Genomic DNA, 12,259 nt, shown 5'->3' on the forward strand with positions numbered 1-12,259 from the left:
GCCGTGGTGCGCCTGATTCCGGGCGTGCTGGGCGATGAGGGCAGCTCCATCGACGAGAGCTTCTACGACGGTCTGCTCGAATATCCGCAGTACACGCGCCCCGCGAATTTCCGCGGCATGGAGGTTCCTAGTGTGCTGTTGTCGGGCGACCACGGCAAGGTCGATGCATGGCGTCGCCAGCAATCGCTCATTCGTACGGCACGCTTGCGTCCCGATTTGTTGGAGAGTGCCAATGTTTCGCAAGCCGAGCGGGCTTTTTTGCTATCATTGCTCGATGGCACAATCGAAGGCGCCTAACGGGGCGCCTTTTTATTTGAGAGGATGCACGTTTCATGGCTTATGGCCAGCATGGCTCAAGCGCCGGTGGGGGTTTGCGCAAAGCGCTCTCGTGGGTGTTCTACATCGTTTTCGTAATCGGTCTGGTGTGGCTGCTCCAAAACTTCGTGGTATGCCCGTATACGATTCCCTCGGGCTCTATGGAAGACACCATTGAAGTGGGCGACAACGTGTGGTCCGAGAAAATCACCTATTACACGCACGAGCCGCAGGCCGGCGACATCGTGACGTTCGAAGACCCTGAAATCGCGGGTCGCACGCTCATCAAGCGCGTTATTGCCACGGGCGGCCAAACGGTCGACCTCATCGATGGCACCGTGTATATCGACGGCGTGGCGCAAAACGAGCCCTATACCGAAGGCAAGCCCTCCGAGCCGCTGAAAACTGCGGCGAATGTTTCTATAAGCTATCCCTATACCATTCCCGAAGGCTATCTTTGGGTAATGGGAGATAATCGAACCGATTCTGCGGATTCCCGTTATTTCGGACCCATCGACAGCAAAACCGTCACCGGCCGCGCTGTCGCGATCTATTGGCCCCTCAACCATATAGGAGTGCTGTAAATGAGCAAAGCTCCCAGGCCCGAGGCGCCCACGTTCCAGGAGATCATCCTGCGACTGCAGCGCTACTGGGCAGACAACGGCTGCGTTGTTATGCAACCTTACGACAACGAAGTAGGCGCGGGCACGTTCCACACGGCCACCACGCTGCGCTCGCTGGGCCCCGACGCCTGGCGTTCGTGCTATGTGCAGCCGTGCCGCCGACCGGCTGACGGCCGCTATGGCGAAAACCCGAACCGCATGCAGCACTACTACCAGTTCCAGGTGCTCATGAAGCCTTCGCCCGACAACATTCAGGATTTGTACCTGGGCAGCTTGGAAGCCATCGGCATCACGGTCGCCGAGCACGACGTGCGCTTCGTCGAGGACGACTGGGAATCGCCCACGCTGGGCGCTTGGGGCCTTGGCTGGGAAGTGTGGATCGACGGCATGGAAGTGACGCAGTTCACCTACTTCCAGCAGGTTGGCGGCTTCGAGTGCGACCCTGTTCCCTCTGAGGTCACCTATGGCTTGGAGCGTTTGGCTATGTACGTGCAGGGCGTCGATTCGGTGTACGACATCGTGTGGAGCCGTGGCGACGACGGCCTCGAGTTCACCTACGGCGACGTGTTCTTGGAAAATGAACGCGAGTTTTCGGCGTACAACTTCGAGGTTGCCGATACCGACATGCTGTTCGGCGAATTCGACCGCTACGAGGCCGAGTGCAACCGCGTGTTGGCTGCTGGCCTGCCGCTTCCCGCGTATGACTACGTGCTGAAGTGCTCGCACGCCTTCAACCTGCTCGACGCGCGCGGCGTGATTTCGGCCACGGAGCGCATGGGCTACATTCTGCGTGTGCGTACCATCGCCAAGGCGTGCTGCGCAAGCTATTTGGAACACGTGGTTGGCGTGAAGCCGGCCGAGGAAGGCGAGGAGGCGTAAATCATGGCGAATCAGACGCTAACGTTTGAAATCGGCACCGAAGAGCTGCCTGCTTTCGCTCTGCATGCCGCAACCGAAAAGCTCGGCGGCATGTTCGCCGACGCGCTCGATGGCGCGGGCATTCCCCATGGCGAGATTTCGGTGTACTCCACGCCGCGCCGCCTTATCGTGAGCGCGCTCGCCGTGCCCGAGGCCACCGAGGCTTTGACCGAAACCTTCCGCGGCCCCGCTGCGAAAATCGCGTTTGACGCCGACGGCAACCCCACGAAGGCCGCCCTGGGCTTCGCTCGCGGCAAGGGCGTTGACGCAAGCGCTCTTGAGCGCCGCGACGAGAACGGCGTCGAGTATGTATACGCCGTGAAATCGACCCCGTCGGTGCAGGTGATCACGCTTCTGCCTGATATTTTGCAGAACCTCATCACCTCCATCTACTGGCCGCGTTCGCAGCGCTGGGGTTCGCGCCACGAGCACTTCAGCCGCCCCGTTCGCTGGCTGTTCGCCATGCATGGCGATGCGGTGGTTCCCGTTGAGTTCGCGGGCCTTACCGCTGGCAACACCACCTGCGGCCATCGCTTCTTAGCACCCGGCCCGTGGGAGGTCGCTTCGGCCGACGCTCTTATCGATGTGCTTCGCGAGCACAACGTAGTGCCCACCGAGGCCGAGCGCGAGGCTTCCATTCGCGAGCAGGTCGCGGCTATCGAAGAGAAGACGGGCCTTGTGGCCGAGCTTCCCGCGAAGACCATGGCCGAAGTCGTGAACCTCGCCGAGTTCCCCACGGTTATGGTGGGCGAGTTCGACGAGCTGTTCTTGGCGGTTCCTAAGGAAATCACCGTTGACGCCATGCTTGTGCACCAGCGCTATTTCCCGCTGTTCAACGCCGATGGAACGCTTGCGAACAAGTTCCTTATCACTTCGAACGGCGACCCGAAGTTCGAAGCGAACATCGTCGACGGCAACCAGCGTGTCGTGGCCGCTCGCCTTTACGACGCGAAGTTCTTCTACGACGAAGACCTGAAGCGCCCGCTTGAAGATTACGTTGAGCGCCTCGACACTGTCGTGTTCCAGGAAAAGCTTGGCACCACGCGCGCCAAGACCGATCGCATTGTTGCTCTCGCCAAGGCCATCGCCGCCGACGCTGGCGTGACGGGCCAGGAAGCCGCCGACGCCGAACGCGCCGCCTATTTGGCCAAGGCCGACCTGGTCACGGGCGCGGTTGTGGAATTCACGAGCGTGCAGGGCATCATGGGCAGCTACTACGCCAAGGCCGCCGGCGAAACCGACGCCGTGGCGCGTGCCATCGCCGACCACTACCGTCCGCGTTTCTCGGGCGACGATGTGCCGGCCGAACGCGTTGGCTGCATCGTGGCCATTGCCGACAAGCTCGACACTATTTGCGGCCTGTTCGCCATTGGCCAGGGCCCCACGGGCTCTTCCGATCCGTTCGCGTTGCGCCGCAGCGCGCTGGGCATTGTGACTATGCTGCTTTCCGATAAGGGCCTCGACATTTCGCTCGGTGCCGCCATTGACGTGGCGCTTGCGAGCTATGCGGCTCAGGGTATTGAGTTCGACGCCGCCGCCGTTCGCGCCGATGTGGTCGACTTCTTCATCACGCGCACGAAGGTCATGGCGAAAGACGAGGGTGCTGCCCCCGACGCCATCGACGCCGTGCTCGCCGTGAGCGTTGAAGAGCCCGTTGTGTTCATACAGCGCGTGCGCGCGCTTGTAGCCGCCCGCGAGCAGCAGGCTGAGACGTTCGACGATTTGGCCACCGCGTACGCTCGCGCGAACAACCTGCGCGACGAGAAGCTGGGCACGAACGTTGACGAATCGCTGCTTGGCGACGAGGAACGTGCGCTGCTCGACGCGGTTGCCGCCGCCGAAAGCAAGGTCGCAGAGCATCTCGCCGGCAACGAATACGCTGCCGCTTTGGCCGAGCTCGCGAATTTGCGCGCTCCCATCGACGCGTTCTTCGACGGCGTTATGGTCATGGATGAGAATGAGGCGATTCGCGAGAACCGCCTGCGCTTGCTCAACCGTTTCGTCGCCGTGTTCAAAGACGTCGCCGATTTCGGCAAAATGGCTAAGAAATAGAGTTTTGAAGGGCCTGCCATGCGGCGGGCCCTTTTCGTATCTCGCCGGAAACGGTCGGACGGGCTTCGCAAGGGCCGCGGTTCGCTACCGCTCGGCTTCGCCTCGCTGCCGGCTCGCTTTGCGAGCTCGGCGCGGCCGCTCGGCCGCATGGTAAGGTATCCAACATGCCATTGAGGCATGTTGGAGGCTGCGTTTAATATTGAAATGAAAAGCAAACTTGAACGCAGACGGCCTTTGCGAAGCCCGTCCGACCGTTTCCTTCATTGCTTCCGCTTTGCGACAGAAAGGGGATATGCATGGCATCGAATGAAGGATTTATTGGAGTGAACAACGACACGCCGTTTCCCACGATTCATATTGTGAGCGACTCGCTTGGCGCAACGGCTCATTCGCTTGCTCGTGCGGCGGCGGGGCAGTTCGGCTATCCCGACCCGTATATCGAGACGCTGCCCAAGGTTCGCAGCTTTAATGAAATCGCCGGTTTTTTGGCCAAACATCAGGAATCGCATCGCGCGAAGGGCAAACCTGATGACTTGGTGGTGTTCTACACGCTTGTCGACGATGAAATGCGTCATTTGATGCAAGCGTTTTGCGATGAGCGCGGTATGCATGCGGTCGACTTGATGGGTGGTCCTATTTCGGCCCTCGAGAAAGCCTCGGGGCTTGAAGCGAGTCGCGACCCGGGCCTTATGCGCACGGTTGACCAGAATTATTTCCGTCGTATCGCCGCTATGGAATTCACGGTGGAACACGACGACGGCCGCAATCCGCAAGATTTGCCCGATGCCGATATTGTGCTGTTGGGCGTTTCGCGTTCGAGCAAAACTCCTATTTCCATCTACATGGGCATGGAGGGCTATAAGGTTGCCAATGTGCCGCTCGCGCTTGGAACCGAGCCGCCGAAGGAGATTTACGACTGCGATCCGTCGCGCATCTTCGGCCTTATGACGACTCCCGATGTACTCGTAGGTATTCGTCAGCGCCGCTTGGGCGGTTCGGGGCGCATCGCTTCCATGGTTGCCGCGAGCTACGCCGAGCCCGAAATGGTCTATCAAGACCTCGAAGAGGCTCGCGCGCTTATGCGAAAACTTGGATGTATTGTGATTAGAACCGACAATAAAGCCGTAGAAGAAACCGCTCAGGAGATATTACGGTACTTCGAGCTGGCTCACCCTCTTCAAAAAAGTGCGATTGAGTGATAATTACCCAGTGCAGTACTTTTTAGACTTCATATGTTAGGAGAAGACATTGACTGCAGACGTTAAGCGTGTCTACGCGTTCGGCAAGGACGCTGAGGGCAACAACGTTACTGAAGGCAACAAGGATATGAAGAACATCCTTGGCGGCAAGGGCGCGAACCTCGCCGAAATGGCTCTTATTGGCCTGCCCGTGCCCCCGGGCTTTACCATTACCTGCCAAACCTGCATGGAATATGCAAACGCGAATAACACGTGGCCTGAAGGCGCGCTCGACACCATTCAGGAGTACCGCCTCGACCTCGAGAAGCGCATCGGCAAGCGCATTGGCGACGCCGAAGATCCGCTGCTTGTTTCCGTTCGTTCCGGCGCTCCCATGTCGATGCCTGGCATGATGGACACGGTTCTGAACCTTGGCCTGAACGACGAGTCAGTCTACGGCCTTATCAAGCACACCGACAACGCCCGCTTCTCGTGGGACAGCTATCGTCGCTTCATCCAGATGTTCTCGAACGTGGTTATGGGCCTCGACGGCGACCTGTTCGAAAACGCCATTACCGCCAAGAAGCTCGCTCGCGGCGTGAAGAGCGACACCGAGCTTTCCGCTGAAGACCTGCAGGAACTCGTCGCTGAATTCAAGCAGATTTTCTCCCAGAACGTTTCTGCCGAAGAGCATCCTGAGCTCGTCGTTGACGGCGCGGTCGCTTTCCCGCAGAACCCCGACGTTCAGCTGAAGCTGGCCATCGAGGCCGTGTTTGGCAGCTGGAACAACCCGCGTGCGGTGCTCTACCGCAAGCAGAACAAGATTGCCGACGATCTGGGCACCGCCGTGAACGTGCAGTGCATGGTGTTCGGCAACAAGGGCGAGACTTCCGCTACCGGCGTTGCGTTCACCCGCAACCCCGCAAACGGCGAGAAGGAATTCTACGGCGACTACCTGGTGAACGCCCAGGGCGAAGATGTCGTCGCGGGCATTCGCAACACGAGCCCCATCGCCGAGCTGAAGCATGTCGACGGCCTGCAGGAAGCCGGCAAGGAGCTCGAGGGCGTGTTCACCATTCTCGAGAACCATTATCGCGACATGTGCGACATCGAGTTCACCATCGAGCAGGGCAAACTGTGGATGCTTCAGACCCGCGTGGGCAAGCGTACCGCCGCCGCCGCGCTGCATATCGCCATTGAGATGGAAAAAGAAGGCCTCATCACCAAGGAAGAGGCTGTGTGCCGCGTCGACCCCGCCCAGCTCGACCAGCTGCTGCACCCGCAGTTCGACAAGAACGCTAACTACGACGTGCTCGCTCGTGGCCTGAACGCTTCTCCGGGCGCTGCTGTTGGTGGTGCCGTGTTCTCGGCTGCCGACGCTGTGAAGGCCGTTGAAGAGGGCAAGAAGTGCGTGCTCGTTCGCTGGGAGACCACTCCCGACGACCTCGCTGGCATGATCGCCGCTGAGGGCATTCTCACCAGCCATGGCGGCAAAACCAGCCATGCTGCCGTTATCGCCCGTGGCATGGGTGCCCCGTGCGTCTGCGGCGTTGAGCAGCTCAAGATTGACGCCGAGAAGAAGGAAGCCGCGCTCACCGGCACCGATATCGTGATTCACGAGGGCGACATGATTTCGCTCGACGGTACCACCGGCATCGTCGTTCTGGGCGCCGTCGACCTGGTTATGCCTGAGCTCACCGGCGACCTCGACACCATTCTCGAGTGGGCCGACGAGTATCGCCGCCTGGGCGTTCGCGCCAACGCCGACAATCCGGCCGACGCGCAGCTTTCCCGCGACTTCGGCGCCGAGGGCATTGGCCTCGACCGCACCGAGCACATGTTCCTGGGCGAGCGCAAGCAGATCATTCAGACCTTCATCCTGAACGAGGATGAAGAGGTTCGCAAGGAAGCTGTCGAGCAGCTGTTCGAGGCTCAAACGGGCGACTTCTACGGCATGTTCAAGGCTATGGACGGCCTGCCGGTTATCGTTCGTCTGCTCGACCCGCCTCTGCACGAGTTCCTCGAGAGCCCGCGTGCCCTCGACGTGGAAATTGCCCGCATGGAAGCCACTGGCGCCGACGCGAAGGAAATCGCGGCCAAGCGCGAGCTCATGGACAAGATTGATTCCATGGCTGAACAGAACCCGATGCTGGGCCTGCGCGGCTGCCGTTTGGGTATCGTGTATCCCATTCTTCCCGAGATGCAGGTGCGCGCTATCGCGACCGCAGCTGCCAAGCTCAAGAAGGAAGGTCTCGATCCCAAGCCCGAGATTATGATTCCGCTGGTTTCCACGGTGAAGGAGCTCGACAAGATGCGCGGCGTCGCCGAGCGCGTTATCGCCGAAGTTGCCGAGGAGCAGGGCGTTGAGCTCGAGCTTCCCATTGGCACTATGATCGAGCTGCCTCGCGCTGCTGTGACCGCTGATGAAATCGCCACCAAGGCCGACTTCTTCAGCTTCGGCACCAACGACCTCACCCAGACGACGTTCGGCTTCAGCCGCGACGACGTTGAGGCTGAGTTCATTCCGCAGTACCTCGCTGAGAAGCTGCTGCCTTACAACCCGTTCGCGACCGTCGACCCGGGCGTTGCCAAGCTCGTGAAGATGGGCGTTGAGCTGGGTCACGAGGGCAATCCCGACCTGGTGTGCGGCGTGTGTGGCGAACATGGCGGCGACCCTGACTCGGTCAAGACCTTCCACAAGATTGGTCTCGACTATGTTTCGTGCAGCCCCTACCGCGTGCCGTTGGCTCGCCTGGCTGCCGCTCAGGCCGCTATCGCCGACAAGCAGTAATCCTGCTGACGACTCTTCAAGAGGCTCAAAGGCGCTCTCCTTCGGGAGGGCGCCTTTTTTCTGGTGTGTTCCGTCGTTTCGTGTTTGGCTCGCACCTGTTAAATGCTCGCAGCGTTTAACACATTACTGAACCAAAGGTGCTAAATGCTCGTAGCATTTAGCACGCGACTATTCGGCTTTCGTTAGCATGCAGGGTTTTCGGTTCAGCTTAAAATGGTTGAGTGGCGAGCATTGCGCACCGATATGCGATGGTTGCTCCTAATAACCTACCGATGGCCCGCGACCAGCTATTGCCGACCGATGTTCCGCATTGTGAATCGTTGCGAGCTCGCTCGATTCTGTTCGCGGGCATTCTTGCATCTTGCCGACCTGTTAAATGCTCGTAGCGTTTAACAGGTAATAGGGTCCCAGTTCCCTGATGTCCTTTGCGACTTGTTAGTGCGTCTTGATATTCTGAATGATTCCACGGCCGATTCCTGTGAGCCGTTCGATTTGTCGAAAAGTGAGGCCGGCTTCTTTGAGCGATGCGATGGTGCTATCTCGTTCGCTTCTCTCGGCTCCCTTGAGGTCTCGAAGGAGATCTCGATTATAAAGGCGGAACGCTCGATTGAAAGCCTCTTCGTCAGGTAGGCTTCTGGTTTTAGGGCGCACAGAGTCAACGTCAAGAACCTTTTCTTTGCTACTGATGTCGTGGAAGGATTGGAATGCGCCTATTCCTCCAAGCATTTCAAGGATGAGTGCTATCGAAGCAATGCGTGGGGCGTCGATATATTCGCCATAGCTGCTCCATGGGTAGAAGCAGGTCTTGGTTATGCCGGCTTTGATTGGGTTTTGATGCACGTATCTGACGACTGTCAGGAAGTATGAATCGTCGTTGATAGGCTCGCTTTTAAATCGTTGGTTGAAGATGTGTCCAGTGTGTTGGTGCCGCGTATTGAACGAGGTCGTGTACTGAGACATGATTTGTTGCATCATTAGCGACAATACAGGCAGGGAAGCCTGGATAACGAGATGGAAGTGGTTGTCCATAAGGCACCAGGCAAAAATAGGTGCATCCTGCTGCTTTCTGTTTCGCAGGAGCGCCAAGAAGAGCTTCCTGTCCTCGTCATTCTCGAAAACGATTTGGCGTCCGTCTCCGCGCGCCATCACATGGTAGATGTTTGATTCTGACTTAGCTCGGCTTTTCGACATCGTGTACTCCTGATCTTCGACCTGTTAAGTGCTCGGACCCGTTAAGTGCTCGTAGCGTTTAACAGGTTATAGCTGAGCAACCTTGCCGAATTCTTGCCGAGTTCTCCTTGGAATCGCGTTCATTTCCCTGGTATTTCGCTGCGATGCCGTGCTGAAGTCATCTGGTTTTGCTCTTGTTTTCCTATTTTTGTTTCCTTCTTTCCCCTCGTTTTTCTCGGGTGCATCTCGCATTCTGGCTTGAGGACCGCTTCGTGATCTGGCCTTTGGCGGGGCCTGCTAGCTTTGCTGTTTTCTTTTCGCCATGGCCACGTTCTCGGCTCCCTTTTAATTCGCTGCAGGGTCTCACTCACTGCATCTTTTTCCATGCGCGATATCGGCTTTCGGGTTTCTTCTCACGGACCTGTTAAACGCTACGAGCATTTAACAGGTCCGAGCATGAAAAAGGCCGCCCCGAAGAGCGGCCTTTCCCGAGCATTGATAGCTTCCGGAGCTTACATGCCGATGAGGGTTTGCAGTGAGGTGAGGAAGTTCGTCATGTTGCGGTAGCAAATGAACAGCGTAACCACGATGATGATGACGCCAGCGATATTGGCGAAGGCATGATTCTTGAACTTGCCCAGGTCTTTGCCGTTTGCGCAGAAGATGACGAAAAACGCCATGATGGGCAGCAGAATTGCGTTTGCGGCCTGCGCAACAAGGATGAGCTGCGTCGGGCTCTTGCCCCAAGCGATTGCCATACAGCAGCCGCATACGAGGACGATGGCCCAAACGATCTTGAACTTCGCGTCCTTCAGGCCCTTGCCCCAGCCGAGCACGCCATTCACGGCGTACGCTGCGGAAAGGGGAGCGGTGATGGCCGAAGAGAAACCGGCGGCAAGAAGGCCGAGGCCGATCATCCACGTAGACCAGTCGCCCAGAAGTGGGGTGAGGGCGAGAGCCATGACCTGGCCGTTGATCTTTGCGCTTGCAATCTGGTCGCCCGCGGCGGTCGTGATGCCGGCGACGGTAGCGCCGTCAACTTCCCAGGTCGTCCACAGCGGGTGAAGGTTTGCAGCGGCGCAGACCAGAATGGCCATGGAAATGATGCCGCCCAAGGCAATGGAGAGCACGGCGTCGAAGCGGGCATCGGAAATCTGCTCAGGGTCCTTCCAACGCTCGGCTGCGGAAGAGGCATGCAGGAACAGGTTGTACGGAACGATGGTGGTGCCGACGAGGCCGATGGCGGTCATAAGACCGGTGGAGTTATTTGTGGGCAGCTGAGGCGTGAACATGCCGGAGACGATGGCGCCCCAATCGGGGTTGGAGGCAAGCGCGGTGACCAAGAACACCACGCCCATGAATACGACGATGGCCGTGAGCACCTTTTCGATGAGGTTGTAGTGGCCGATGAACATCACGACGGCTGCCAGCAGGCCCACGACAACGACGATGGCGCCCATGGGAATGCCAGGTGCGACAGCCTGGATGCCCAAAATGCCGCCGGTGATGTTGCCGGTTTCATAGGCGACGTTGCCGATGAAAATAGCGATAATGACGATCGCGATAGCCAGGCCCTTCAGCACGGGATTGGGAATGCGGTCGCGAATGTTCTCGCCCAGGCCCTTCTGGCTGGCGATGCCGACGCGGGCGGCCATTTCCTGGAAGATGATGGTGGCGACGGTGGCGAACACGAGGGCCCACAGCATGGTGTAGCCGACGCTCGCGCCAGAAACGGTGCACGTGGTAACCGTGCCGGGGCCGACGAAGCCCGCGGCCACGAGAGCACCCGGCCCAACGTTCTTGAGCTTTTCGATAACTTTGCTCATGGCATTCCTTTCTTTTTTCGGGCTTCGGCCTTGCGTGCGCCCCGTCGTGGCGGGCGGTGCGAGCGCAAAACCGAATAATGTAACTTGTTAATTATGATGGTACTCAACGCTTTAGCGCATTAGAGTGGCAGTGGAAGAGTTTAACAAGTCGGTAACTGGCCATGCCGAAATAATGACGTGGATAAGCATGGATAAGAAATGGTAGGTAAATTATCCAGCATGAAAAGATGTGCGCTATTCCTGCCAGCTTGATAGGTTGTTTGCATTATCCGGAAGCGTTCTAGGATTCCGCATGGAGCGCTTCCGGATAGCGTGAGGCCTCTTCTTTTTATTGTGCTCGGCAGGGTTTCAGTTCCACGCCTGATTCGTTGAGCGCGGTGCGAATCTTCTTGGCAAATTCGAGCGCGTGGGCATTGTCACCGTGAATGCAAATAGTGTCGGCGGCAACCTCGATAGTGCTACCGTCAATCGCTTCGATGGTGCCTTCCTGGACCGCGCGTACCACGCGCGCTACGGCGAAGTCCTCGTCGGCGATCACGGCGTTTTCCTGTTTGCGCGGCACCAACGTGCCGTCAGCCATGTAATTGCGGTCGGCGAAGAATTCCTGCGCGGTGGCAAGGTTCGCTGCTCGTCCCGCTTCGATGAGCTTTCCGCCTGCGAGGCCTACGAGCACGAGCGTGGGGTCGAAATCGTGCACTGCGGCGGCGATTGCCTCGGCGAGGGCGGCGTCTTTCGCGGCACGATTGTAAAGCTGCCCGTGCGGTTTCACGTGGGCGAGCGCAGTGCCTTCCGCTTTGCAGAAACCGGCAAGCGCCGAGATTTGATACAGCACGAATGAGTAGGCTTCATCGGGGGAAAGTGCCATGTCGCGGCGGCCGAAGCCCTGCAGGTCGGGATATCCTGGGTGCGCGCCAATCGAGGTGCCGGCGGCCGCTGCGGCGGCAACGGTGCGACGCATGACGCACGGGTCGCCCGCGTGCATTCCGCATGCGATATTCACGCTCGTGACCAAAGGAATCACCCGGTCGTCGAGACCGAGGGAATAGCGGCCGAAGCTTTCGCCCAAATCGCTGTTCAGATCTACGCGTGTCATAAAGGCGCTCCTTTCGGATGTGGTGGGGCGGAATTGAGACCTGTTAAATGCTCGTAGCATTTAACAGGTCTCAAGGTCGAATGCGTCATGGAGTGCGGGTCGCGGGCGGCATTGCCGACGGAAAATCGCCGATGGGCTAACGCGGTTTCTGCCGACGCGATTCCTGCCAATTGTGTTTGGCAATTATCTCGGGCGCTTTCGGGTTGCGATAAACCTGCTAAACGCTACGAGCATTTAGCAGGTCGAGTAGGTTGTGTTAAACGCTACGAGCATTTAACAGGTGCGGTTCAAGG

Annotated in this window: 8 protein-coding genes and 1 pseudogene; 6 read left to right on the top strand and 3 right to left on the bottom strand. The window is 58.5% G+C overall.

The genetic code is table 11. The features are described 5' to 3' along the window. The 6 genes and pseudogenes from ACWI8T_RS05395 to ppdK all read left to right on the top strand — a co-directional run. Nucleotides 1–297 (top strand): annotated as a pseudogene (locus tag ACWI8T_RS05395) (tRNA (guanosine(37)-N1)-methyltransferase TrmD); the annotation flags it as partial. A 35-nt stretch (nucleotides 298–332) separates the two neighbouring features. Then, entirely contained in the window at nucleotides 333–899 is a 567-nt protein-coding gene (lepB, locus tag ACWI8T_RS05400; RefSeq protein ID WP_114616039.1) for a signal peptidase I, read from the top strand. Next, nucleotides 900–1,817, top strand: coding sequence for a glycine--tRNA ligase subunit alpha (locus ACWI8T_RS05405; protein ID WP_114616038.1), 918 nt, complete (start codon nucleotides 900–902; stop codon nucleotides 1,815–1,817). It begins immediately after the preceding gene. A gap of 3 nt (nucleotides 1,818–1,820) precedes the next feature. Continuing rightward, entirely contained in the window at nucleotides 1,821–3,908 is a 2,088-nt protein-coding gene (glyS, locus tag ACWI8T_RS05410) for a glycine--tRNA ligase subunit beta (protein ID WP_449138228.1), read from the top strand. A gap of 296 nt (nucleotides 3,909–4,204) precedes the next feature. Next, nucleotides 4,205–5,107 (top strand): pyruvate, water dikinase regulatory protein, encoded by a 903-nt coding sequence (locus tag ACWI8T_RS05415; RefSeq protein WP_449138229.1) that lies wholly within the window; start codon nucleotides 4,205–4,207, stop codon nucleotides 5,105–5,107. A 49-nt stretch (nucleotides 5,108–5,156) separates the two neighbouring features. Then, nucleotides 5,157–7,877 carry a pyruvate, phosphate dikinase gene (gene ppdK / locus ACWI8T_RS05420; RefSeq protein WP_114616035.1) on the top strand — a complete coding sequence of 907 codons (2,721 nt, stop codon included), beginning with the start codon at nucleotides 5,157–5,159 and terminating at the stop codon, nucleotides 7,875–7,877. A gap of 435 nt (nucleotides 7,878–8,312) precedes the next feature. Here ppdK and ACWI8T_RS05425 read toward each other — a convergent pair whose 3' ends face one another. The 3 genes from ACWI8T_RS05425 to ACWI8T_RS05435 form a co-directional block, all read right to left on the bottom strand. Next, complete coding sequence (locus tag ACWI8T_RS05425) at nucleotides 8,313–9,068, bottom strand: transposase (RefSeq protein ID WP_449138230.1); 756 nt, start codon at nucleotides 9,066–9,068, stop codon at nucleotides 8,313–8,315. Between the two features lie 491 nt (nucleotides 9,069–9,559). Beyond that, entirely contained in the window at nucleotides 9,560–10,873 is a 1,314-nt protein-coding gene (locus tag ACWI8T_RS05430; RefSeq protein WP_287538853.1) for an Nramp family divalent metal transporter, read from the bottom strand. A 328-nt stretch (nucleotides 10,874–11,201) separates the two neighbouring features. Beyond that, entirely contained in the window at nucleotides 11,202–11,966 is a 765-nt protein-coding gene (locus ACWI8T_RS05435; RefSeq protein WP_449138231.1) for a LamB/YcsF family protein, read from the bottom strand. Nucleotides 11,967–12,259 lie beyond the last annotated feature (293 nt).

It is taken from the genome of Slackia sp., assembly GCF_977041755.1.

Excerpts from the sequence above, each read along its gene's own strand:
- lepB (WP_114616039.1), top strand. The coding sequence starts at position 333 with ATGGCTTATGGCCAGCATGGCTCAAGCGCCGGTGGGGGTTTGCGCAAA.
- ACWI8T_RS05405 (WP_114616038.1), top strand. The coding sequence starts at position 900 with ATGAGCAAAGCTCCCAGGCCCGAGGCGCCCACGTTCCAGGAGATCATC.
- glyS (WP_449138228.1), top strand. The coding sequence starts at position 1,821 with ATGGCGAATCAGACGCTAACGTTTGAAATCGGCACCGAAGAGCTGCCT.
- ACWI8T_RS05415 (WP_449138229.1), top strand. The coding sequence starts at position 4,205 with ATGGCATCGAATGAAGGATTTATTGGAGTGAACAACGACACGCCGTTT.
- ACWI8T_RS05425 (WP_449138230.1), bottom strand. The coding sequence starts at position 9,068 with ATGTCGAAAAGCCGAGCTAAGTCAGAATCAAACATCTACCATGTGATG.
- ACWI8T_RS05430 (WP_287538853.1), bottom strand. The coding sequence starts at position 10,873 with ATGAGCAAAGTTATCGAAAAGCTCAAGAACGTTGGGCCGGGTGCTCTC.
- ACWI8T_RS05435 (WP_449138231.1), bottom strand. The coding sequence starts at position 11,966 with ATGACACGCGTAGATCTGAACAGCGATTTGGGCGAAAGCTTCGGCCGC.